Origin of the sequence: Rhodopseudomonas rhenobacensis (assembly GCF_014203125.1) — a bacterium.
Classification (GTDB): domain Bacteria; phylum Pseudomonadota; class Alphaproteobacteria; order Rhizobiales; family Xanthobacteraceae; genus Rhodopseudomonas_A; species Rhodopseudomonas_A rhenobacensis.
The window spans coordinates 135,102-159,073 of the sequence record NZ_JACHIH010000001.1 but is presented as its reverse complement, the minus strand read 5'-3'; the positions used below and the strand labels follow the sequence as shown (position 1 = coordinate 159,073).

Here is a 23,972-nt window from a genome sequence, read left to right as displayed (position 1 = left end):
CGATGTCCATGGGGTTCGCGGATTGGTGCGGCGGCGTGGCGCGTCCGCATGCTCCCGCGCCGTCGCCCGACTTGATCGGGCGATCCAGTATTCCAGAGAGTCAGCGGTCACACGCAGGCGCTCTGGAATACTGGGTCCGCCGCTTTCGCGGCGGACGACGTCAAAGGTGACGAGGTCCGTCGCCTCACACCCCGCCCATCTTGCAGACGATCTTCCATTCGTCCGCGGTCACCGGCTGCACCGACAGCCGCGACTGTTTCAGCAGCGCCATTTCGGACAGCGACTTCTCCGCCTTGATCGCCACCAGCGTCACCGGAGTCTTCAACGGCTGCAGCGCCTTGATGTCGACGCAGACGAATTTGCCGCTCTCGTCGGTCGGGTCCGGATAGGCTTCGCGGATGATCTCGGCGATGCCGACGATCTCCTTGCCTTCGTTGGAGTGATAGTAGAAGGCGCGGTCGCCCTTCTTCATCTTCATCATGTGTAGTTTGGCGCTGTGGTTGCGCACGCCGGTCCAGGCTTCGCCCTTGGCGCCCTTCGCCAGCTGCTGCTCCCACGACCAGGTCGATGGCTCCGACTTCACCAGCCAGTACGCCATCCGCCTATTCCTCGGCTTTCAGCGGCCGCGTCAGCAGTCCCTCGATCGCCGCGTCGACGCTGAGTTGTCCGGCGAGGATGGCTGCGACCGCGGCCGAGATCGGCATCTCGACATTGTTCAGCCGCGCCATTTCCAAGAGCACCGGCGCGGTGAAGGCGCCTTCGGCGAGCTTGCCGTGCGAGGCCTCCGCGGCGCTCTCGCCACGGCCCAGCGCCACGCCGAACGAGAAATTGCGCGACTGCGAGGTGCCGCAGGTCAGGATCAGGTCGCCGAGCCCGGACAGCCCCATCATGGTTTCGGTCCGGGCGCCGCAGGCTTTGCCGAACCGCACCAGCTCGGCGAAGCCGCGCGTGGTCATCGCCGCCAGCGCCGAAGCGCCGAGCTTGCGGCCTTCGACGATGCCGGCGGCGATCGCCAGCACGTTTTTGGTGGCGCCGCCGAGTTCGACGCCGCGCACGTCGGTCGAATGATACGGCCGGAACGTGCCGGAGTTCATCGCCAGCGCCAAAGCCTGCGCGATGCCGGCGTCGGTCGCCGCGATGGTCACCGCGGTCGGCAGCCCGCGCGCCACGTCGGCGGCGAAGCTCGGGCCGGACAGGATTGCCGGGGTCGCGTTCGGCGCCGCCTCGGCGATGATCTCGGTCATGAATTTGTGACTGCCGTGTTCGATGCCCTTGGCGCAGGCCACCAGCGGCGTGCGGTCGGCGATCAGCGGCGCCAATGATGTGACCACCTGGCGCAGCACCTGCGCCGGCACCACCAGCAGGATCGCCTGCGCCTTTGCGGCGTCGTGCAGATCGCGGGTCACCTGGATCGAGGATTCCAGCGTGACGCCCGGCAGATACAGGCTCTCGCGCTGGCTCTCGAGCTGCTGGGCGTTACCGGCATCGTGCTCCCACAGCACGACGTTACGGCCGGCGCGAGCGCAGGTCTGCGCCAGCGCGGTGCCCCAGGCGCCGCCGCCGAGCACCGCTACGGAATTATAGGACAGCATGGAAAGGCCTCATGGAATCGACTGCGTGAATTGCATGAATTGTGGGTGCGGACTTTGCCGTGGCGGCAGCCTGCTCCCTCGCCCCGCTCTTGCGGGGAGAGGGGTGGGGTGAGGGGCTGATGCAGACCCGCGCATGCCGCGGACGGGTTGAGCGCAGTGCCTCGCCCCTCACCCGACCGGCGTCGCTTCGCGCCGCCGATCGACCTCTCCCCGCGCAGAGCGGGGAGAGGTGAAGCCGTGCTCGCTGCGCGATGGCGTCCATCGAAAATCTCTAGAAGCCCGCGCGGGTGTTGGCGAATTTTGCCGGCGTGGTGACGTTGGCGTCGAGCAGCCAGCGCGCCCGCGGCGCGAATTCGAGGCTGTCGACAAGCCCCAGCGCCAGCCGCTCGGCGCCGGCCCAGGCGATCATCGCGCCATTGTCGGTGCATAGCGCCGGCGGCGGGATCATGAATTGAGTGCCGGCCGCGGTGGCGACCTGCTGCAACGCGCCGCGGATCGCCTGATTGGCGGCGACGCCGCCGGCGGCGACCAGCGCATGTGGCGCGCCGAACCGCTCGCGAAAAATCCGCAGGCCGACATGCAGCCGGTCGGCGGTGGATTCCAACGCGGCGGCCTGGAAGCCGGCGCACAGGTCGTTGATGTCCTGCGGCTCCAGCGGCGACAGCCGGCTTGCCTCGTTGCGCACCGCGGTCTTCAGGCCGGACAGCGAAAAATTGGCGTCGGGGCGGCCCAGCATCGGCCGCGGAAACGCGAAGCGCTCGGCGTCGCCACTGGCTGCGGCGCGCTCGACCTGCGGCCCGCCCGGATAGGGCAGGCCGAGCATCTTGGCGACCTTGTCGAAGGCCTCGCCCATCGCGTCGTCGACCGTGGTGCCGAGGCGGACGTAGTTGCCGACGCCGAGCACCGCGACGATCTGGGTGTGGCCGCCAGAGGCGAGAAACAGGCAGTAGGGAAACGCCAGCGCGTCGGTCAGCCGCGGCGTTAGCGCGTGGGCTTCTAGATGGTTGACCGCGATCAGCGGCGTATTGTGCACCAGCGCGATCGCCTTCGCGGTGGTCAGCCCGACGATCACGCCGCCGATCAGTCCGGGGCCGGCGGCGGCGGCGACGCCGGACAGATTCTTGAAATTGACGGCGGCCTGCTGCATCGCCCGCGCGACGATGCCGTCGAGCAGGTCGACATGGGCGCGCGCGGCGATCTCCGGCACCACGCCGCCGAACGGCGCGTGATCCTCGATCTGCGAATGGACGATGTTGGACAGGATGCGGCCGCTGCCATCGCTGCGGCGTTCGACCACGGCGGCCGCGGTTTCGTCGCAAGTGGTCTCGATCCCCAGCACCAGAGACGCTGTATCGGTAGCCAAATTGAGCCCTTGCGTTTGCCGCCAATCCGGCGTTTTCCTTGCCCGGCGTAGCATTGCGGGGTCTGTGTATGCAATCGTCTGGTTTGCTATCCCCCGCTGGAGCAGCCGTGGCCGCAGCGCCCGCACTCCGGCCAGGCTATCGCTGTGCAGTGATGCCTTCGCACGCGGAGATCTGAGCGTGGCTCTGCTCGTCACCCGCCCGCAGCCCGACAATGAAGCCACCGCCGCGGCGTTGCGGGCCAAGGGCTTCGAGGTGCTGCTGGCGCCGATGCTGCGGTTCGAGGCGGTGGCGGTGAAGGACGATCCGCAGGCGCGCTATGGCGCGGTGATCGTCACCAGCGCCAATGCGCTGCGCGCCGTCGCCGGCCAGACCGCGATTGCCCGATTGCTCGATCTGCCGCTGTTCGCGGTCGGCGCGCGCACCGCGCAGAGCGCACGCGACAGCGGCTTTCGCAACGTCATCGTCGCCGACGGTGACGCCAGTGCGCTGCGCGACAAGATCGTCGAAAGCGCCCGCGCCAAACAGCTGCAAAAGGCCGACGCCCTGCTGTATCTGTCGGGCGCCGAGGTGGCGCGCGATCTCGCCGGCGAGTTGCGCGCGCTGGGTTTCAATATCGCCACACAGACCGCCTATAAAATGGTACCAGTGCACGATCTTCCCGATGCGGTGTGTGAGGCTTTTGCCGCCAACCGGATCGAGGCCGTGCTGCATTATTCGGGGCGCAGTGTACGCTCGTTTCTGGATGCGGCGCGCACCGCGGGGATCGAGATTTCGGCGCTGGCAGTGCCGCAATGCTGTCTGTCCGCGGCGGTTGCCGGCGTGGTGCGCGAGGCCGGGGCGACCCGGGTGATGGAAGCCCGCAGCCCGGATGAGGCGGCGTTGTTCGACGTGCTGGATCGTGCGCTGAGCCCGCCGGCACGGTAAAGGAAGAGACGCCGAATCGACACGGATTCGGCCGCGACGTGATGAGGAAGGTGACGATGGTCAAGGTCAGGCCCCACGACAATCGCCCGGCGACGGACGCGAACGAACATCGGACCGCGTCGGAGGCGTCGCGGCCGCAGAATCCGGCGCCCGCCACCGATGCCGAGACCGCCGCCGAGCAGGCGGCGCCGCCGATCGATCCGGATCTCGCCTTGCAGGCCGTCTCGCAGTCGAGCGGCGAGGTCGCGTCGGCCGATGCCGCCGCGCCGGACGCGGCTTCGTCCGAGGCCGCGCCGCAGTCGGCCGAGGCCGTGGACAATGAGCCCGTCGCTGCGGCGAGCACCGCCTCCGCGGCGTCCGAAGCTGCGCCGCGCTCGCCCTCGCTGGTTGCGCCGGCGCTGACCGGCGCGGTGGCCGCCGCGATCGTGGTCGGCGCCGCCTGGTTCGCGCTCGGCCCCAATCTGACCCCGCCGCCGGCTGCCCCCGTGGCCGCGCAGGCCGACAATGCCGCGCTCGATGCTTTGACGGCGCGAGTCGCCGGCGTGGAATCCAAGGTTGCGGCGTTGTCGAGCGCTGCGGCGCCGCCGACCGCGTCGGCATCGCCCGCCGATCCGACGCTGGCTCCCCGGATCGACACGGTGGAAAAATCGCTCGCCGCGCTGCGCGACGACCTCGCCGCCACGCGGACCCAATCCGCGCAACTGTCAGCCGCCGTGAACGCGCTGAAAACCGCGCCGACCGACGGCACCGCGCCCGCCGCGGCCACCGGCGAGCCACCAGCCGCGGTCGATCTCGGCCCGCTTACCGAGCGGCTCAGCCAGCTCGAACAGGCGGCCAAGACGCCGGCGCCCACCGTCGATCTCGCGCCGCTCGACGAGCGCCTCGACAAGTTGGAGCGCGCCGCCAAGACGCCGGTGGCGCTGCCGGCCGCCCCCGACGACACCGCGCTGCGCCGGGTGGTGGCGGCGATGCTGCTCGACGTTTCGGTGCGGCAGGGCGAGCCCTATGCCGGCGTGCTCACCGTCGCCAAACCGCTTTCTCCCGACGCCGCGACGCTGAAGCCGCTCGACGCCTTCGCATCGACCGGCGTGCCGAGCATCACCGTGCTCAGCCGCGAACTGGTCGCGCTGCTGCCGAAGCTCGCGCCCAGCCCGAGCGGCCCGGATTCCTCCGCCAGCATTATCGAGCGGCTGCAGGCCGGCGCCGACCGCCTGGTCCGGATCCAGCGGCCCGACGCCGCCGTCGCCAAGGACCGCGGCGCCATCGTCGCGCGCATCGCGGTCGCCGCGCAACGCAACGATCTTGCCGAAGCGGTGCGCGAACTCAATCTGCTCGAGCCGGCGGACCGCGCGCCGGCGCAGCCCTGGCTCGACAAGGTCGCCGCGCGCGACGCCGCTCTCGCCGTCTCCCGTCAGTTCGCTGCCGCCGCGATGGCGGCGCTCCCGAAAAAATCACCATAGGATTCCGATGCTCCGTATCATTCTGTTTCTTGTCGTGATTGCCGCGGCGGCGGCGGGAGCCGGTTGGCTTGCCGAGCAGCCGGGCAATGTTGTGCTGTCCTGGCGCGGCTGGCAGGCCGAGATGACGCTGGCGGTGGCCGCGCTGGCGCTGCTCTCCGCCATCGTCGCGGTCGCCCTCGGTTGGACGATCCTCGCTGGCGTGTTGCGCTCACCCGGCCGGCTGCGCCGCAGCCGTCGCGCGCGCCGCGAGGCCCGTGCCCGCCGCGCCATCACCCAGGGACTGCTCGCGGTCGGCCATGGCGATGCCGCGATCGCCCGCGCCCACGCCAATGCCGCCAAGCGGCACGCGCCGCAGGATCCCTTGGCGCTGCTGCTGCAGGCGCAATCCGCCCAGCTCGACGGCGACCGCGACGGCGCCAAGCGCGCCTTCCTGGCGATGGCCGGGCGCGACGACACCAAGTCGCTCGGCATGCGCGGCCTGTTCATCGAGGCGCAACGCGCCGAAGACCCCTATGCGGCGCTGACCATCGCCGAAGAGGCGCTGCGGCTGTCGCCGTCTTCCGGCTGGGCCTCGCAGGCGGTGCTGGGCTTCCGCTGCGCCCGCAACGACTGGTCCGGCGCGCTGGAAATCCTCGAGAACAACCTGACCTCGGGGCTGATCGACAAGAAGACCTATCGCCGGCTGCGCGGCGTGCTGCTGACGGCGCGGGCGATCGAATTCGAGGAAACCGACGTCAACCTGTCGCGCGACAGCGCACTGGAGGCGGTGAAGCTGGCGCCGACGTTGGTGCCGGCCGCGGTGCTGGCCGCCAAATATCTCAGCGAGGCGCATCAGATCCGCCGCGCCATGAAGACCATCGAGACCGCGTGGCTGGCGCATCCGCATCCGGATCTCGCCGAGGCCTATGCGCACATCAAGCCCGGCGACAGCCCCCAGGTGCGGCTGCAGCGCGTCGAATTGTTGGCCGCGAAAGCCTCCGGTCATATCGAAGGCGCGCTGGCGGTGGCCCGCGCGGCGATCGACGCCGGCGACTTCAACCGCGCCCGCGGCGCGCTGACGCCGTTCGTCGACGCGCCGACCCAGCGCGTCGCCATGCTGATGGCGGAGCTCGAGCACACCGAGCGCAAGGACGCGCGCAGCGCGCGGGCCTGGACGCTGCGTGCGGTGCGGGCGCTGCGCGATCCGGTGTGGACCGCCGACGGCTGCGTCTCCGATCGCTGGCGGCCGGTGTCGCCGGTCACCGGCCGGCTCGACGCGTTCCAGTGGACCACGCCGCTCGCCGAATTGCCGACCAACAAGGCGGTGGTGCTGGAATCAGATCTGTTCGACGAGACGCTGATCGAATCGCCGTCCGAGGAAGTGACGGACGTGACCCCGGAGCCGGCCGAGCCGGATTCCGCGAAGCCCGAGTCGACCAAGCCGGAGAAGCCGGCTGCGCCGGTCGAGGTGGTGATGGAGGGCAAGCCCGCCGCCGAGGCGCCGGTGGTCGGCCCGACCGAATCATCCTCGGCGCCGCTGTTCCATCGGCCGCAGCGTTCCACCGCCGCCCCGGTGATCCCGATCGTCCGCGCCCCTGACGATCCGGGGATCGACGACGACGAGGCCGCCGACGGCGATTTCGACGACAAAGCCAGTCCGGCGGCCAGCCAGGGCGGCAATTGGCGGGGCTATCGGCCGCGCCGCGACAACTGAGCGGACGCCGGCGTGCGTCTCCGCACGGTCGGATCGTGACTTTAGGATGAGCCTTGATATTCGGTCGAATACGCCCGCATGGTTTTGACCACGGCGCGCTTTCCGGCTATGAAGCGGCGGCTCGCGCCGCTTCGCTGCCGTGACGTCGTCGTCCCGGCCGCTGTCCGACGCTCTGAGATCAGGCTAACTGCTTGATATGCCGCAATAGCTCAGCTGGTAGAGCACGTCATTCGTAATGACGGGGTCGGGGGTTCGAATCCCTCTTGCGGCACCATCTTCATCTGCGCCCGCGTTCGCCATTATCCGCCGTCGTCGCATAAGGCATTGGCAATAAACGATTTTCAGGACATGGCCGGTCGTCGCCGTTGCCCTGCATTCGCCGGATTTGTTGGTCTTTCTGTTGGTCCGCGGCGATGGCCAACAAGGGCGATACCAACACATGCCCCTTACCGACGCTCACTGCAGCAACGCTAAACCGGGGCCTTCTCCGTCCAAGGGGGCCTTCTCCGTCCAAGCTCAGCGACGGCGGTGGTCTCTATCTGCTGGTGCAGCCGACCGGCGGTCGGTTGTGGCGTCTCGCATGCCGATTCGCCGGCAAACAGAAGTCCCTCGCGTTGGAGATCTACCCGCAGGTCTCCCTTCTGGACGCGCGGGAGAAGCGAGATGATGCGAAGAGAGTTTTGGCGGCTGGAGCCGACCCCGGCGTCAAACATCGGCTCGACAAGCTGGCGCGGCAGGCGGTAGCGGCGAACACATTCGCGCTTCTCGCTGACGAATACACTGATAAGCAAACCCGAGAGGGCCGCTCGGAGCGCACCATCGAGAAGACCAAATGGCTCCTTGGCATCGCGCGCCCGATGCTCGGTCAGCGTCCCATTGCTGAAATCACCGCGGCAGATTTTGACGGTTCGTCGCAAGGTCGAAGTCCGGGGTCGGCTCGAAAGTGCTCGCCGTCTCCGAAGCACCATCGGGTGCGTCTTCCGCTATGCCATTGCAACGGCGCGAGCGGAGAACGATCCCACTTTTTCCCTTCGGGGCGCGCTTACGAGTCCAACTGTAACGCCGCGAGCGGCCATCACGGAGCGTCAGGCGTTCGGTGCGCTGCTGCGTGCAATTGACAGTTTTGATGGACAACCGACGACGCGCGCCGCTCTGAAGCTCATGGCATTCCTGTTCCCGCGACCCGGCGAGTTGCGTGCCGCGGAACGGTCGGAATTCGACCTCCAAACGAAGATATGGACCATCCCCGAAAGCCGCATAAAGGTGCCGCCGCGATAGGGTGACGCGGGCGAGCTTGTAGGCGTTTCTATCCGCGCTCCCGTACGGGGAGCGACCCGACGAAGTTGACGCCGGTTTGCGGCGAATAGGGTTTCTATCCGCGCTCCCGCACGGGGAGCGACGCTCAGCCAAGGCGCTTTTGATCTTCGCTATCGACGTTTCTATCCGCGCTCCCGCACGGGGAGCGACGCGCGCATCCTGTTCAACGCCGCCTCGGAAGCCATGTTTCTATCCGCGCTCCCGCACGGGGAGCGACTCGATTGCTTGTGTCATTCCGCTGCCTCCAGGAAGTTTCTATCCGCGCTCCCGCACGGGGAGCGACCGGCCTGCCGGGGTTTTTGCTTCGGTTGAGCTGGTTTCTATCCGCGCTCCCGCACGGGGAGCGACGAGTCGCGGCGCCAATGCATCAATCGGCAATCTGTTTCTATCCGCGCTCCCGCACGGGGGGAGCGACAGCTTGGCCGGAATGAACGTCAGCGACTTCGGTGGTTTCTATCCGCGCTCCCGCACGGGGAGCGACTCTCAAGATCGATGGCATCGTGACCGACGTTGCGTTTCTATCCGCGCTCCCGCACGGGGAGCGACGTGAAGCTGGTTGCCCCGCCATCGACCTGGACGTCGTTTCTATCCGCGCTCCCGCACGGGGAGCGACCCTGCTCGAAGCGCGGCTTGCCGTTCTCGAAGATGTTTCTATCCGCGCTCCCGCACGGGGAGCGACTCGAGAATTGGCCGTCGCCCTCCGGCGCCGCAACGTTTCTATCCGCGCTCCCGCACGGGGAGCGACGCAATGGCACCCGGACCGCCAGCGCGCCTTCAAGGTTTCTATCCGCGCTCCCGCACGGGGAGCGACAGGGGCGCGACGCCGGGGCGCGCCGGGCCGGTGAGTTTCTATCCGCGCTCCCGCACGGGGAGCGACCAGATGCCCACCACGCGTCGATGCAGCGGGCCGAGTTTCTATCCGCGCTCCCGCACGGGGAGCGACCACCGACCGACAGGCGCTCGATTACGTCATGGACGTTTCTATCCGCGCTCCCGCACGGGGAGTGACGGTCAACACGGCGTCGGTGCCATAGATCGACCAGTTTCTATCCGCGCTCCCGCACGGGGAGCGACCGACGGACTGCATGGATCGCTGGCGTCGTCGGATGTTTCTATCCGCGCTCCCGCACGGGGAGCGACTTTATCGATCCCAGCCGCCTTGCAGGCCTCCTTGTTTCTATCCGCGCTCCCGCACGGGGAGCGACGACTGGCCTGGTGAACAGCTCGGCCGTAACCACCGGTTTCTATCCGCGCTCCCGCACGGGGAGCGACTCGTGGCTACCGCCCGATATCCTGCATCGGGCGCGTTTCTATCCGCGCTCCCGCACGGGGAGCGACCCGCTCGATCGCGCAGGGCGACCCGTGGAACAAGTTTCTATCCGCGCTCCCGCACGGGGAGCGACCCCCGGGCCGCAGCGCTCGCCGGCCGGCAGACCACGTTTCTATCCGCGCTCCCGCACGGGGAGCGACGCAGCGGTTAGTTAGCCTTGTTGCCTTTGCTAACCGTTTCTATCCGCGCTCCCGCACGGGGAGCGACGTTTCGTCTCGACGGCAGTTATCAGCTGCATGGCGTTTCTATCCGCGCTCCCGCACGGGGAGCGACGAGGCGGCCGTCAAGACCGGCGCCCGGCTCGACGTTTCTATCCGCGCTCCCGCACGGGGAGCGACGCGCAGCTTCGTTACGCTCGAATGCGTCGTTCTCGGTTTCTATCCGCGCTCCCGCACGGGGAGCGACCAGGGATCCAATCTTCGTTGATGGCCGCTGCGGTGTTTCTATCCGCGCTCCCGCACGGGGAGCGACTAGCGTCAGCCTTACGCGCCGCCTCGACTTGCCTGTTTCTATCCGCGCTCCCGCACGGGGAGCGACGATAGTCTCGGCGCATGGGGTCGATCGCGTCTGGGTTTCTATCCGCGCTCCCGCACGGGGAGCGACCGTGTTCGGGGCCGCGTCGTGCGTCCACGCAGCCGTTTCTATCCGCGCTCCCGCACGGGGAGCGACCTCGGCAACTGCATCACCATCGGCGAGCCCGGCAAGTTTCTATCCGCGCTCCCGCACGGGGAGCGACGATCACGATCGACTTGTTCGCCGGGTTGAGGGCGTTTCTATCCGCGCTCCCGCACGGGGAGCGACTGCCGATGACGGCCGCGCTGGCCACCTCGGAGGAGTTTCTATCCGCGCTCCCGCACGGGGAGCGACTGCGGGTCTCGCTGGGCGGCGATAAGCCCGCGGCGTTTCTATCCGCGCTCCCGCACGGGGAGCGACGAGAATCAACGACTGGCTGGAAGCAGCCGGACTGTTTCTATCCGCGCTCCCGCACGGGGAGCGACCTGCTCCGACGCCATCCCATCCGGACGTTGCTGGGTTTCTATCCGCGCTCCCGCACGGGGAGCGACCGGTGCAGTCCTTACAGCGTGACGCCGGGGTTCTGGTTTCTATCCGCGCTCCCGCACGGGGAGCGACTCATTTCGGCGATCTGGTTAGTAACGGAGAGAGGTTTCTATCCGCGCTCCCGCACGGGGAGCGACCCAACCGCGGCGTGTGGATTCCCTATGCGTCGCTGTTTCTATCCGCGCTCCCGCACGGGGAGCGACTCGCACGCCGCTGCCACACCCCAGACAGCAGTCATTGTTTCTATCCGCGCTCCCGCACGGGGAGCGACTTGACAACGAAGCGAAGCCGGAACCGAAGGCGGTTTCTATCCGCGCTCCCGCACGGGGAGCGACTAGCGGTTGGCGCCGCGGCCGGTGCCTACCACCAGGTTTCTATCCGCGCTCCCGCACGGGGAGCGACGGGCGATCAGCGGTGAGATTGCCACGGATACAACGTTTCTATCCGCGCTCCCGCACGGGGAGCGACCAGGCGGCCAGATGCCTGGCAGCAACCGGATTGATGTTTCTATCCGCGCTCCCGCACGGGGAGCGACCGGAAAGCGCTTCGGCGTCGAGCTGGATGTCGCGGTTTCTATCCGCGCTCCCGCACGGGGAGCGACAGCCATCAAGGCCGGCAACCGGGCCAGATCGTCCGTTTCTATCCGCGCTCCCGCACGGGGAGCGACGGCTTATTCCTAGGCTCTTCTGTCTTCAAATGAAATTGGCCGGGACGCGCGAATGGAGAAGCTCGAACGACCGAGTATCGACGTTGATCGGCGGCGGCCTGCCGATAACTAAACGATTTCAAACAGCTCCCGCCCGCGCGAAGCCCCCGACGAATCGGGTCATGCTTGAGGTTCGCGCGCACGGGCTCGGCGAGCCCGAACGCTCAGACAGCCAACGCTCAGACAGCCAACGCTCAGACAATGAGCGGCCCGGCCAGATCGGTTGCCGGTTTCGCCCCCACATGTTCCACCCGACGCTGCCAATTCGCGCCGAGATAATAATAACGCAGACTGTCGTGCTCCGGCTTGATCAAGCGCTCGAGCTTCGCCTTCAGAGTGGCCCATTGGGCCGGATCAACCTCGATCTCGAACACGGAAAACTGCACGCGCTGACCATAGTTACGACAGGCTTTAGCGACACGACGCAAGCGCGCCGGCCCGCCCGCTTCGACCGTGCTGACATCATAGGTCACGAGAACGAGCATCATCGCCTCCGATCGGTTTCGTCCGCGCCCCCTCGTCCCTCATTTCCAGAACCAGGGCGGATAGGCGTCGAGATCGCCGCGTAGGTGGCGCGCGAGCAGTTGCGCCTGAAGATGCGGCACCAGCCCGAGCGGCGCCGTCTCCTCCAGGAAGGGATGGCGCCGCTCTTCTTTCTTGCGTTCCGTCCAGGCGGTCAGCACCGTCTTGCGGCCATCGTCGGTCAGCAGAACGGCGCCGCCATCACGGATCTCGAAATCGCGGGCGCGGAGTTGCCGGCGATTGAGGAGCGACAGCGCCAAGCGGTCGGCGAGCACGGGCCGCAGTTCCTCCATCAGATCGAGCGCCAGGCTCGGCCGGCCGGGCCGGTCGCGATGCAGGAATCCGACCGCGGGGTCGAGCCCGACGCCCTCGGCGGCGCTGCGGCAATCATGGGTCAGCAGCGTGTAGAGAAACGACAGCAGCGCGTTGACGGGATCGAGCGGGGGACGCCGCGAGCGGCCGCGAAAGCGGATCTCCGGGTCGGCGGCGCGAATGAGATGATCGAACACCGCGAAGTAGGTCTGCGCCGCTTCGCCCTCCGCGCCGCGCAGCGCTTCGACGCCCTCGTTCAGATGAGCGACGCGCCGCAGGATGAAGCCGAGGCGATCGACGGCGGCCGCAATGCGCGCGCATTGCTCCGGCGGCGCGCCGTCGGCATGGTCGCGCAACGCGCGTTGCAGCACGCTGCGCTGGTTAGCGATCTTGGCCAAGACGAAACTGCGGACGATCTCGTCGGGTGCTTCGGAGGCGCGATATTGCGCGCGCCGGAGCAAGACATTGCCGCTGACCGGCCCTTCGACGCGCGCCTGGAAGCGGCCGGCGCGGTCGAGCAGAACCAGCGTGATGCCGCCGGCGGCGAGCGCCTGGATCAGCGGCGGCGACATGAAGATCGCGCCGAACACCATCACCGAGCCGAGCATATGCAGCGGCACGCGGGCGCGTTCGGCGCCGTCCAGCTCGGCGACGATATTTTCGCCGTCCTTGCGTAGGCTCGCGCCTTCGGTGGTGACGAACAGCGTGTTGAGAAGCTTCTTCACTGTCGGTCCTTTTCCGCCTCGCCGCCTGCTTCGCAGCCGGCGGCCTCTTCGAGTGCGGCAGCAATCGCGCGATCCCGGAAGCTGATCGCCGATTTTGCCACGGCTTTTGGCCGGCAGAGCTCGACGAGCGAGCAGGCGCGGCAGCGGTCGGCACGCCAGATCGCCGGCGGCGTTCGCCCGGTCGCAAAGAGTTCGCCCAACTGCCGCGCCGTCGTCTCGGTCAGCCGGCGCAGCTCCGCGTCGAATGGCACGGCGAGCCGGCGTTTCGGTGCAGCGTAAAACAACGCACCCTCGGGCACGGGGCGCCCGGTCATCTCCTCCAGGCAGAGCGCTTGCGCGCAGAGTTGAACCTCATCGGCGCGGTGAAGCTTGGCACGGCCCCGCTTGTACTCGACCGGATAGGCGGTTTCGCCGTCTGGACCGGTGCGAAATTCGACGAGATCGGCAACGCCCGAAAGGTTCAGCCGCTTCGAGGCGAGCGGCAGCGCCGTGATGCGGCGCAGACCCTTCTGGCGCCGAAGCCCTGGTTCATGCGCAACCTCGTGCAGCACGCGTCCCTCGGCGGTGAAGCGATTTTCCTCCCAGAGCCGCTCGATATGAATCAACGCCGCCTGCCGCAGGCAGTAGACGGCATGTTGCAGCGCGGAGAGCGGGATCGGGTCGTCGATGTCGAGGCCCGCCATTCCGCACTCCGTGTCACACGAGTTCGAGTATTTCGATGCCTTCAGGCAAGTTGTCGCGGTCGATGCTCACCGCATAGTCGGCGAAACGTCGCGCCGGCGGCAGATTATCCAGGCGGTTGCTGTCGAGGTCGTAGAGGTCGTCGCCGAATTTGCGCTGCACCTTGACGCGGTCGAACAGATCATGCGCGGCGGCGTTGCCGAGTGGCGAAGCATGCTTGAAGGCGACCAGCTTACGCGACGACATCTCGCCGCGCGCGGCGGAGCGGTCATGCTCGAACATCGAAGTGAGGGCCTCCCAAAGCAACGTGAGGTCCTCAGTAGAAAATCCGGTTCTCTCGGCGAAGTTCACCGACACGAAGCCGTGCGCACGGTAAAGTCCGTAAGGAATTGTGTGCTTGCGACCGATTTCGCCCTCCTCTTTATCGACATCGGTTACGCGAGTAATCGTATGTGTATCAATCGAAATTGGCTCGACCGAACGGGCGAAAGTGAGTTGCACAGGTCCGCGGAGTTGCCCAGCATTCGGCCCCGTGGATAGCACCGCGCCAAAAGCCCGAACGTCGAAATACTGTGAGCATAGCCATTCCTGGAGGAGACGGATGTCCTCTTGGCTCCGCTTCTTAGCCTCGCTCGTCTCCCATTTTCCGTCCTTCCTTTGGAAAGTCGGGAGTTTATTGACTTCACAGGCTTCAGCAATTTTCCTGTTCAGCGGCTCCTTCGCCAAAACAAAGATCGCATTGCCCGGCCCCCCTTTTAGGTGAACAAAATCTCGGATCTTCCGTTTGAGCGCGACATCGGTTACGAGGCCTTGATTTGTTTCTGGGTCGGAGCGGGGCAAATTTCCTGCGTCCGGATCACCATTAGGATTTCCATCCGTTACCTCGAACAGAAAGACGAAATCGTGGCGTCCCAAAAGTACTGTCATTAATTCACTCCTTGTCGCTCTCTTCGGAGCCAGAATCATGGTTACTAACGGTTGCCAAGTTATTCTCACCGGCCTTGTCTGATTTAGCGAATCGTTGGTGATAGTACCCAGCGTGGAATCGAGCTTGATCGTCAAGGCGTAGCGTGCGGGGCAGATCAGGGCTCAATCCCGACCACACATCTCCAATTTGATTCTCTAACCAAAAGGATAATTTTCGGCTCGCTATGTCCTTGCGAGCAGCACTTGCGTGATGCTGCGACGTCTTGATCAACTGCGGAAATACGCGGAGGGGGGTTGTGCTGGCAGCAGCGAATGATCGATCTCGAATCGTCGCATTAAGATTAGGCAACGCAAGCTCTTGGAGTCGCTCGAGGAGAGCGAATAGCCGGCCGAGCCTATAGGCGGTGTTGGGATTTTCGCGATCGAGCGCCACGGGAATGGTCTCCTGTCGAGGTGTTATCTGACTATCGCGGACGCCCTTCCGTCGGGTCGAGAGGCGAATTTCGCGATTAATGATTGCCTTGCAAATGGCGACACGCTTTCCGGTGACTCGGCCGCCTTCTGCCCGGACCCGACGAATGATGGCGCTAAGAAGCGTGCGCGGATAGCGCGCGCCGGTTAGGACGGCTCGCATCAAATCGCCGGATAAGATGGCTGGCGGGTTTGAGTTCTTCGCGCGCTCCCAAATCGTCCGCCCGTTCGGGCCTGCCTTTGGAACGTGGACTGAGGTCTCGTAGAGAAGCGCCCAAGCGGCCGGCGGCTGTTTGAACGGCAAAGGTTCCAGGGAAAGGTCCTCAAGATGCTGCGCCAGCCGCCGCGCGATCTTGGCGAAATCGTCCTCTATATAGAAACGCAAGAATAGTCGCGCATTGTTGGGTGAGAGACCCATTACAAAAAAACGCACACCAGCGAATATCATAGGTAAATTATTACTCGGGCGGCCTTGGCTGATGGCGTTCAGCAGCGCGTTGAGTTTCTTTTCCTCCAACTTTTCATTGGCGCCCATCAGGAAAGAGAATTCGTCTTCCGCCGCTTCCGCAGTTGCAGTATCCGAAGCGTCGGCCCAAAATACGCAGGAGGCATCGCCGATCTGAATACGGTGGCCGCTGCCCTTCGAAAGAAACCTGTTCAACACTGCCGTATAGGCAAATGCCGCCTTTATTCCGGTGGGAGCGTTAGCGCCCTGGATGTTTTCGTAGGAGGCGAACGCATCGCTGTCCAGGTCGAACGAAACAATCCGTGCGGGATTGTCAAAGGTCCTAATTGGAGGATGCAGGCGCGCAATCTGAGAACGTTCACCAGAGATCAGGCACAATCCTTCACCGATTACGTCAGGTTGATATATCTTTTCCCAGCAGTCTTTGGCTGCGCTGCGTTCGTGTATGAAATTTCGTTCGGATTTGAAACGAAATACCAGGTTCTTATCTTTGAGGTCATCGGTGAATCCGGCAGACGAAAACTGATCGGGAGACCACCGATTCAAAAATCTGCACACAGCTTGAAGGGCCTCATCGTCAATCGAAGCTAAAGCTCCGAGATGAAACTCCTTGAAGGCTCTATGTCTCGCCAGTGGATCGTATGATGCTTTTGCAGAGACACCCAATACATAAGCCGTATTGTCCCATAGAAAGTATGGTGGCGCTTTGGACCCTGATCGGCCGCCAAAATACGGAACGTTCATTGTCCTAGACAACGGTTTACCAGTCTTGTCTCGGTCCCAGACGACAGGGCCCCCCACTTGGCTTCCGTCGGAGGCAAGTATAATGCAAATCTGGATATCTTGAGCAGCATACCCGAATGCGGGCACGTCCTCTCCGTTCGCGGAGAGCCGGTCATAGGCGCGGACCAGCGCGGCGAGCGCGCTCATCGGCGGATCTCCGGCGAGCCCGGCGGCGGCACTTTCAGGATGCCCTGATCGAGCTTGGCCCGGAAGAACAGCGACGAGCGGTCGCCGGCATGATCGATGTCCCACAGCATGAAACCGAGATCGCGCGCCTCATCGATCGCCGCCGGCATCGGCGCTCCCGGTTCGATCAAATTGAAGCGGGCAACGAATTCGCGCGTCCCGAGCGAGGGCTGGTGGAAGCACTGCCCTTTGCGCGCGCGACGGCTGAAAGTGTCGAGGTGCTTGCCGGCATTGTCGGTCGCGTCCGCCTTGGCCGTCAGCTCGAAGCGAGCTGCGATGACATAAGCGACGTCGGCGAGCACGGTCGAGGCGCGTTGCTGGCGGTTGTCCTCGATAACCAGGCCGAGCCCGTCGAGACTGCCGGCATTCATCGCCTGCTTGATCTTGCCGGCCGGCGCCTTGGTGGCGACCTCGTTGCGCCGGATCGACTGGAAGCGGATCGGCTTGAGGACGTGGATTTCCTCCACGATCCAGCGAATCGATGGTTTCCAATGCACCGCTTCCAGGATTCCCCGCGCCGCCGACGGCGTCATGACGTCATAGGAGACGCGCTCGACCTTCATCTCGGGGCGGGTGAAGCACGCATAGTCGCCTGATACCAGGAGCCTTATTCCGTACGACATGGCACTGTCGTCCAATGATGTGGATGAAGTCGAGGAGGCGTGCAGCTGTTGGAGAATAGACGGGATGATAGAAAATACTATTATCAATACGTGTAGCAGCCTTGGCGCCTATACTATCACACCTTCTGTCCCCAGATAATCCGCATTCTCCCAGAGCAGCCCGACTTCACGCGTGTAGAGGCTGCCGGTCATCAGTTCGGCGAACTGATCGCCAAATCCCGCGACGAAACGAACGTGCCCGTTTTCGATCAATGTCTGCCGCGCCTTGGGCGGCACCTGAACCGTGTAGGACTGCAGCTGCCGCGCGCAAGCGCCGGGGGTCAGCCAGCCATGACGCAGGCCGTCGAGTGTCTGCTTCGCCGCGTCGTCGATCGCCACGATCACCGGCGCTAATCCGCTTTCGATCAGCCGAAACCCCTCGCCCACCGTGCGATAGGCGAAATTCGTCGTGCCCGAGCCGACCGAGAAGGCCTCCATCACCTTGATCGTGGCGTTGGCGCCGTCGAGATCCTTGGCGCGGATGCGATCGAGGCCTTGATCGCCCTTGCGCCAATAGACCTCCTCGAAATAATCCCGCATCGCCGCGGGCGAGAGCGGATCGTCGCCATGATGGCTCTTCATGCGCGCCATATCGCCGATGAAGCCGGCGATCTCGCGCGGCGGTTTCGCCTCGGCCGGACAGAACACCGTGACGATGCTGTCATCGACCGGGTTGCGGCCTTCGCGATTGCAGCGGCCGCCGGCCTGGGCGATCTGATCGAGGCCGGCTTCGGCGCGCCAGACGCGGGGGAAATCGAGATCGACGCCGGCTTCGACGAGGCTGGTGGCGATCAGGCGACAGGGCCGGGCATTGCGCGGATCGAGCCGGGCCTTGACCTCGGCGAGGATGACGCGGCGGTCGGCGGCGGTCTGCCGCGTGGTCAGATGGATGGCGCCGTCGAGGCCCGCCGCCTTCACCGCGGAATACAGCGCCAGCGCGTGGGCGCGACTGTTGACGATGACCAGGGCTCGATCATGCTCGGCGAGCGCGGCGACCAGATCGTCGTCGGACAGCTCGCCCTCGAATTGCAGCCGGAAGCGCCGCAGCGCGCCATGCAGCTCCGCCGGATCCGGTGCAAGTTCGCTGTCCGGTCCGAGCTCAAAGCCGCCGATGAAATCGGGCTGGGCCAGCGCCGGCTGGGTCGCCGTGCACAGCACAATGGAGCAGCCGTAGTTGCGCGCCAATTCGTCGAGCGCGGCCACGGAGGGCCGCAGCACCGGCAATGGAATGGTCTGCGCCTCGTCGAGGATGATCACCGCATTGGCGAGATTGTGCAGTTTGCGGCAGCGCGACGGACGGTCGGAGAACAGGCTTTCGAGAAGCTGAACATTGGTGGTGACGACGATCGGCGCCGCCCAATCCTCCATGGCGAGGCGGAGTTTATCGCGGGCCGCGGCGCTGCTGACCCTTTCTTCTTCGATCGCCGAATGATGTTCGAGCACGACATCCTCGCCGAGCACGCTGCGGAAAATGCCGGCGGTCTGATCGATCACCGAGGTGAACGGGATCGCCGTAACGATCCGGTCCATGCCGTGGTGCCGGGCATGGTCGAGCGCGAAGCCGAGCGAGGCCAGCGTCTTGCCGCCGCCGGTCGGCACGTTCAGCGTGAACACGCCGCGCGGCGACGCCGCCCGGGCGCGGACCTGGGCGAGGACATTGCCGCGAAGCCGGTTGACTGCCGTGTCGGCGGTTTTCATCCCGGCCATATGCGCATCGAAGGCGACGATCAGCCGCTCGGCGATATCCGGCAGGCGCGGCCAGTCGCGGTCCACCTGACGGCGTTCGATCCTCGCATAGAAGCGCTCTGTGTCGATGCGGTCGGCGTCGATCAGGCAGGAAAAGATCATTCGGCCGAGGGCGGCGATTTGAAAGGCACGACGCGACGGGTCCGGATGCCAGCGGAAATTCGCCGGAAACAGGCCGCTCGTCGCCAGGGTGACCTCGCTGGTCCAGATCGGATCGAGCGGCTCGACGGTCGCTTGCGTCACCCGGCCGTCGAGGCTGGCCGCGCCGCCGAGCCGGTCGGGCAGGCCGGCGTGATGACCCGCCACGAGATAGGCGACCAGGTCCATCATCAGCCGGTCGGGTGGCGCGCCAGCCTTCGACCGATCCAGAGCGAGCCTTGCGCCGGCGGTCGAATGATCGATGCGCTGCTGAATAGTTGCGCCGCGGCCCTGAATGTAGCGTTGGAACGCTTCCGCATATTTGCCGAGGTCGTGCAGCCGGCCCGCCAGCCCCGCCGCCAAGGCGGCCCCAAACTTCTCAGCGCGCGTCGCCGCTAGCGCTGCCACTTCCTCCAAATGTTCGAAAAGCGGTTGCCAGTCGGATCGATTTGGATTCTTCGTTGAATGCGCGAAATGCATCCCATTCCCTTCAGCGCAGGCTGATGAGTAAGTTGTTATTATGACTATACGGGACGCACTTTGGCAACTCGTGAAAAACACCTGCTGATTGTGTTGTGCGGCGCTGCAATGGTGCCTCGCCACTCACGAATTGGTCAGCAGCATGGGTTTCGAGACCAAGCCCTGTGCGCGCCATCATTGGCGGCAGAAGCACCAAATATGCGCAGGCGCTCCGTTCTCCGCGTCGGTGCAGTCCAATGGACTGGACCGACGCGTTACGGGTGCAAGTTTGATGTTGAACAATGTCCGTCGGAATCCGCAATTGATTGCTTCAATTCCGACCACGTAACGGATTCTCCGAACCTTTGAGTCAATTCAGGAAGGCAAGATTGGAGCCGTCCGCCGCGGCCAATATGAAGCCCGCGTCCGGGAACTGACCGACTGCACGGATTACGCCAGACTGCTTGGAAAGCCCCGTTGACGAACCTGATGAAGATCATGAGACAGCCCTGTCCTGAACGCGAACGTGTCGCGAGGTGAGGGATTCGTGCTGGCGCTGGCAAGCGGCCGGGCATCATCAGCTCCGCTGATCGACGCCGCCCGGAACGGCCAACACGATCAGCCGGCTCAGCTCGGCAGCGGCGGGAAAAAACGCACCGCCGTTCGATGGCAAGTCATATTGGTTACAAGTTGGTTACAAGTCATATTGGTCAAATGGGAGCGACCATTTCGGTCGCTCCCATTTGGCAGTCGATGGCTCAAGCTAACCGTGTGTCAGGCGCTCGATCTCGTCTTTGAGATGGAGCTTTTGCCGCTTGAGCTCCACGATCTCCAGATCGTCGAGCGACTTATGTTTCAATGCCTCTTCGAGCTGCTGTTTGAGGGCATGATGTCGTCGATCCAGTTCCGCAAGGCGGGCCTTTGTCGTCATCTTGGGTTTTCTCGCTTTTTAGTGTCGGCTTTCGACGCGTTGCTGCGAATTTATCTAAGCCGCGTTTTTCGCGCGCTCTTTGACTTGGGTCATATGCCCGGCACTTCCCCAGGCACCACCACCGGCGAGCCGCGGCCGGCTCCGCCGCCGGGCGTCGTGACGGCGGGTGTTCGGGTGCCGTTGCGCGCGGACCGACGCAGCAGGCGTTGCGGGCCGAATCGGGCGGCGGTACAAGGTCCTGAGCTGCACGGCTCCGTGCGCGTCGTTGGTCCGTACCGATTTTTATGGGTGGTTTGATGGCACGGTTTGTTTGGGCATTTCCTTTTCTGCTGCTGGCCGCGACCGCGCAGGCCCAGCAGGGCCAGCGTCAGGACCCCGGCTGCGCGCGCGACGTGCAGCGGTTCTGCCGGGCGCAGATGAACGATGGCGACATGGTGATCCTGGCCTGCCTTCAGGAACACCGCGCCAAGCTCAGCAAGACCTGCGCCAAGGCTTTGGCCGACAACGGCCGCTAGCTCCGTCGCCGCGTGGCTGCGGGCACGACTTCACTGATCGGTGAGCGATCGGCGGCGCTTCGTTGCGGGTCACGCGAAGCGTTCCTAGCTATGGCAGGCGCGTCCGATCGCTTCCTGCCCAGCGAGGCCCTTGTGAGCATAGCCGAAGCCCATCAGATGTCGCCGACCCGGCAGCCGTTGCGGCCGCCGTCGCCGCCGCGCGCGCCCGAGACCATGACCGCATTCGGCCGGTTGGCGGCGATCCGCAACAATGTGATCGCCAGTTGGGGCGATCGCGCCTACCAGGACGACGTGGTCCGCGGCCGGTTCTTCGGTCAATCGAGCTTCATCCTGAATTCGCCGGACGCAATCCGCCACGTGCTGGTCGACAATTACGAGAACTACATCCGTACCGCGGCCGGCATCCGGGTGCTGCGGCCGATGCTCGGCGAACAAGGCCTGCTGCTCGCCGAAGGCCGCGCCTGGAAGCATCAGCGCCGCACGCTGGCGCCGGCGTTCACGCCGCGCGCGGTGGCGACGCTGGTGCCGCATATGCACTCGGCGATCGACGAGACGCTCGCCGAGTTCGACGACGCCCGCGGCCGTCCGGTCGATCTGCGCGAGGCGATGCAGCGGATGGCGCTGGAGATCGCCGGACGGACGATGTTCTCCTTCGCGATGGGCAAGCATGGCCGCACGCTGCGCGACTTCGTGATCGAGTACGGCACACGGCTGGCGCGGCCGAACTTCCTCGATCTCTTGCTGCCGTTGGCGTGGCCGACGCCGCAGGACATCGCCCGCGCGGCGTTTCGCCGGCGTTGGACCGCGTTCATCGCGCAACTGATGGCGGAGCGGCGCGCCGCCGGCAAGCTCGAGGGCGCGCCGCCGCGCGACCTGTTCGACCTGATGGGCGCGGCGCGCGATCCGGAAACCGGCGAGGCGTTTTCCGAGCCGCAGCTCGGCGACCAGGTCGCCACCATGATCCTCGCCGGCCACGAGACCACCGCGACCGCGCTGTTCTGGGCGCTGTATCTGCTGGCGCTCGATCAGCCCAGCCAGGATCAGGTCGCCGCTGAAGTGCGCGGTCAACCGGAAGGCGCCGCGCGCGAGGTCGAGCATCTGACCTTCACCCGCGCGGTGATCGACGAGACCACGCGGCTCTACCCACCGGCGTTCCTGATCGCGCGCGCCGCCGCCGGCCCGGACGTCGTCGCCGGCAGTGCGGTGCGCAAGGGCGACGTCATGCTGATCGCGCCGTGGCTGCTGCATCGCCACGAGAAGCTGTGGCAGGACCCCGGCGCGTTCATGCCGTCGCGGTTTCTGCCGGGCAGTGCGCCGCCGGACCGCTTCGCCTATCTGCCGTTCGGGGTCGGCGCGCGGGTGTGCATCGGCGCGCATTTCGCGCTGGTCGAGGCCACGCTGGCGCTGTCCGGCATCGTCGGCCGCTTCCGGGTCGAACTGCTCAATGCGGCCCCGGTGATGCCGATCGGCGTGGTCACCACGCAACCCGATTATTCCCCGATGTTTCGTCTGACACCGCGCTGAGGTTTTTGCTTGGATATTGAGACACCCGCAATCGCGCCGATGGGCGACAGCTCCGCGCAGTTCGCCGCGCTGAAACAGGCCGCCGACCCCGCGGTCGCCGCGGCGATCGAACGGCTGGTCGCCGAAGGCGACGACCGCGATCTCAATCGCATCAACGTGTTGGAATTTTCCGCCCGGCGCGAACTCGACGAGGAGCGGGTGATCTCCGGCTTCCTGCAGGCCTCGCGGCTGGGGATATTCGACCTCAGCTGGAACGTGTTGTGCCCCGGCTGCGGCGGGGTGCTCGACGCCCACAACACGCTGAAATCGCTGCGTCCGGACGAGTATCATTGCGGGCTGTGCGCCTCGGACTACGAGGCCTCGGTCGACAAGCAGGTCGAGGTGGCGTTCACCGTGGCGCCGCGGGTGAGGCGGATCGCCGCGCACGATCCCGGCACGCTGCCGATCTGGGAGTATTTCCGGCAGATGTTCTGGAGCTCCGGCGTCGATTTCAACGAGCAGGGATTCGCCTCGCTGACCGGCGAAGTGACGCTGGACGCCATCGAGCTGCCGACCGGGCGCAGCGTGATGCGGACGCTGCAATTGCCGCCGCAGTTCATCATCGTGTTCGAGCCGGTGACCCACGCCGCGCAGTTCATCGACGTGCAGGGCGAGCCGACCGACGAGATCCAGCAGCTGTCGTTGGTCTATCACAAGCTGGCGCAGCCGACCGAGACCATCACGCTGCGGCCGGGTCCCCTGCAATTGTCGCTCGACAACCGCGCCGACAGCCGTGTGCTGCCGTCGGTGTTCATCGCCGCCGACGCGCTGCATCACCTGCTCGGCCAGCGCAAACCGTTCCTCACCGCCAAGCGGATGCTGAGCAACCAGACCTTTCGCGACGTCTTCAAGGCCGACAACCTCACCATCGATCAAAGGCTGAAAATCACCTCGCTGAGCTTCCTGTTCACCGACCTGAAGGGCTCCACCGCGCTATACGAGCGGGTCGGCGATCTCGCCGCGTTTGATCTGGTGCGGGCGCATTTCCGCGCGTTGCTGGAGATTATCTCCTCGGAAAAGGGCGCGGTGGTGAAGACCATCGGCGACGCGGTGATGGCGACCTTCGTGACGCCGGAGCAGGCACTGGCCGCGGGCCTTAGGATGCGCGCGGCGATGGACGCGCTCAATGCCGAGCGCGGCACCGCCGACCTGGTGGTCAAGATCGGCATCCATGAAGGGCCGTGCCTCGCGGTGATGCTGAACGAGCGGCAGGACTATTTCGGCCAGACCGTCAATATCGCCTCGCGGGTGCAGGGGCTCGCCACCTCGCAGGCGATCCACATCACCGGCACGGTCATCGCGGCGCCGGCGGTCGCCGCAATGCTCCGCCACGCCGGCATCACCCCGATCCAGAAGCAGGCGGCGCTGCGCGGCATCGCCGACAAGGTGGTGGTGTACGAGATCCCGTAAGGCCGATCTCCCGGCGCCGCATTGCCAAAC

General features: G+C 65.5%; 18 protein-coding genes, 1 tRNA gene, 1 pseudogene and 1 CRISPR repeat array. Of the genes and pseudogenes, 10 read left to right on the top strand and 10 right to left on the bottom strand.

All coding sequences use genetic code 11. The annotated features are described in order from the left end of the window. Positions 1–184 precede the first annotated feature (184 nt). The 3 genes from HNR60_RS00760 to tsaD all read right to left on the bottom strand — a co-directional run bounded on the left by HNR60_RS00760 (position 185) and on the right by tsaD (position 3,009). A complete protein-coding gene (locus HNR60_RS00760) occupies positions 185–598 on the bottom strand; it encodes an EVE domain-containing protein (RefSeq protein WP_184253214.1) in 414 nt (137 codons plus the stop codon). A 4-nt stretch (positions 599–602) separates the two neighbouring features. Further along, positions 603–1,592, bottom strand: coding sequence for an NAD(P)H-dependent glycerol-3-phosphate dehydrogenase (locus HNR60_RS00755; protein ID WP_184253212.1), 990 nt, complete (start codon positions 1,590–1,592; stop codon positions 603–605). A 271-nt stretch (positions 1,593–1,863) separates the two neighbouring features. Further along, on the bottom strand, positions 1,864–3,009 hold the full coding sequence (gene tsaD / locus HNR60_RS00750; RefSeq protein WP_430694849.1) for a tRNA (adenosine(37)-N6)-threonylcarbamoyltransferase complex transferase subunit TsaD: 1,146 nt from the start codon (positions 3,007–3,009) through the stop codon (positions 1,864–1,866). A gap of 124 nt (positions 3,010–3,133) precedes the next feature. On the opposite strand from tsaD, the gene HNR60_RS00745 reads away from it, so the two are divergent. The 6 genes and pseudogenes from HNR60_RS00745 to HNR60_RS24430 all read left to right on the top strand — a co-directional run bounded on the left by HNR60_RS00745 (position 3,134) and on the right by HNR60_RS24430 (position 8,311). Further along, on the top strand, positions 3,134–3,880 hold the full coding sequence (locus HNR60_RS00745; RefSeq protein WP_184253208.1) for a uroporphyrinogen-III synthase: 747 nt from the start codon (positions 3,134–3,136) through the stop codon (positions 3,878–3,880). A gap of 56 nt (positions 3,881–3,936) precedes the next feature. Next, positions 3,937–5,340, top strand: a complete 1,404-nt coding sequence (locus tag HNR60_RS00740; protein WP_184253206.1) for a COG4223 family protein — start codon at positions 3,937–3,939, stop codon at positions 5,338–5,340. A gap of 7 nt (positions 5,341–5,347) precedes the next feature. Then, complete coding sequence (locus tag HNR60_RS00735) at positions 5,348–7,033, top strand: heme biosynthesis protein HemY (protein WP_184253204.1); 1,686 nt, start codon at positions 5,348–5,350, stop codon at positions 7,031–7,033. Positions 7,034–7,231: 198 nt separating this feature from the next. Next, positions 7,232–7,307: transfer RNA gene (locus tag HNR60_RS00730), tRNA-Thr, on the top strand. A 139-nt stretch (positions 7,308–7,446) separates the two neighbouring features. Then, positions 7,447–7,689, top strand: a pseudogene (locus tag HNR60_RS24435) (Arm DNA-binding domain-containing protein); the annotation flags it as partial. A 184-nt stretch (positions 7,690–7,873) separates the two neighbouring features. Further along, the gene (locus HNR60_RS24430) at positions 7,874–8,311 is read left to right on the top strand and encodes a tyrosine-type recombinase/integrase (protein ID WP_430694856.1); all 438 of its coding nucleotides are present in this window, start codon (positions 7,874–7,876) and stop codon (positions 8,309–8,311) included. A 24-nt stretch (positions 8,312–8,335) separates the two neighbouring features. Next, a CRISPR array of direct repeats spans positions 8,336–11,406; the repeat unit is 32 nt; unit sequence GTTTCTATCCGCGCTCCCGCACGGGGAGCGAC. Between the two features lie 233 nt (positions 11,407–11,639). On the opposite strand, the gene cas2 is transcribed toward HNR60_RS24430, so the two are convergent. From cas2 to HNR60_RS00690, 7 genes are all read right to left on the bottom strand, one after another. Then, positions 11,640–11,930, bottom strand: a complete 291-nt coding sequence (cas2, locus tag HNR60_RS00720) for a CRISPR-associated endonuclease Cas2 (protein ID WP_184253202.1) — start codon at positions 11,928–11,930, stop codon at positions 11,640–11,642. A 39-nt stretch (positions 11,931–11,969) separates the two neighbouring features. Continuing rightward, positions 11,970–13,004, bottom strand: a complete 1,035-nt coding sequence (gene cas1c / locus HNR60_RS00715) for a type I-C CRISPR-associated endonuclease Cas1c (protein ID WP_184253194.1) — start codon at positions 13,002–13,004, stop codon at positions 11,970–11,972. Beyond that, positions 13,001–13,687, bottom strand: coding sequence for a CRISPR-associated protein Cas4 (gene cas4 / locus HNR60_RS00710; RefSeq protein ID WP_184253192.1), 687 nt, complete (start codon positions 13,685–13,687; stop codon positions 13,001–13,003). The genes cas1c and cas4 overlap by 4 nt, the downstream gene beginning before the upstream one ends. Positions 13,688–13,700: 13 nt before the next feature. Then, positions 13,701–14,612 carry a type I-C CRISPR-associated protein Cas7/Csd2 gene (cas7c, locus tag HNR60_RS00705; protein ID WP_184253190.1) on the bottom strand — a complete coding sequence of 304 codons (912 nt, stop codon included), beginning with the start codon at positions 14,610–14,612 and terminating at the stop codon, positions 13,701–13,703. 4 nt (positions 14,613–14,616) lie between these two features. After that, on the bottom strand, positions 14,617–16,479 hold the full coding sequence (gene cas8c / locus HNR60_RS00700; RefSeq protein WP_184253188.1) for a type I-C CRISPR-associated protein Cas8c/Csd1: 1,863 nt from the start codon (positions 16,477–16,479) through the stop codon (positions 14,617–14,619). Further along, on the bottom strand, positions 16,476–17,141 hold the full coding sequence (gene cas5c / locus HNR60_RS00695; protein WP_184253186.1) for a type I-C CRISPR-associated protein Cas5c: 666 nt from the start codon (positions 17,139–17,141) through the stop codon (positions 16,476–16,478). The genes cas8c and cas5c overlap by 4 nt, the downstream gene beginning before the upstream one ends. Before the next feature lie 108 nt (positions 17,142–17,249). Further along, positions 17,250–19,544 carry a CRISPR-associated endonuclease Cas3'' gene (locus HNR60_RS00690; protein WP_184253184.1) on the bottom strand — a complete coding sequence of 765 codons (2,295 nt, stop codon included), beginning with the start codon at positions 19,542–19,544 and terminating at the stop codon, positions 17,250–17,252. A 526-nt stretch (positions 19,545–20,070) separates the two neighbouring features. Between HNR60_RS00690 and HNR60_RS24425 the strand changes: the two genes are divergently transcribed. From HNR60_RS24425 to HNR60_RS00670, 4 genes are all read left to right on the top strand, one after another. Continuing rightward, positions 20,071–20,751 (top strand): hypothetical protein, encoded by a 681-nt coding sequence (locus HNR60_RS24425; protein WP_430694848.1) that lies wholly within the window; start codon positions 20,071–20,073, stop codon positions 20,749–20,751. Next, positions 20,751–20,969, top strand: coding sequence for a hypothetical protein (locus HNR60_RS00680; RefSeq protein ID WP_184253180.1), 219 nt, complete (start codon positions 20,751–20,753; stop codon positions 20,967–20,969). Before HNR60_RS24425 ends, HNR60_RS00680 begins: the two co-directional genes overlap by 1 nt. A 132-nt stretch (positions 20,970–21,101) precedes the next feature. Further along, the gene (locus HNR60_RS00675) at positions 21,102–22,493 is read left to right on the top strand and encodes a cytochrome P450 (RefSeq protein WP_184253178.1); all 1,392 of its coding nucleotides are present in this window, start codon (positions 21,102–21,104) and stop codon (positions 22,491–22,493) included. A 39-nt stretch (positions 22,494–22,532) separates the two neighbouring features. Beyond that, entirely contained in the window at positions 22,533–23,942 is a 1,410-nt protein-coding gene (locus HNR60_RS00670) for an adenylate/guanylate cyclase domain-containing protein (RefSeq protein WP_184253170.1), read from the top strand. Positions 23,943–23,972: the final 30 nt, after the last annotated feature.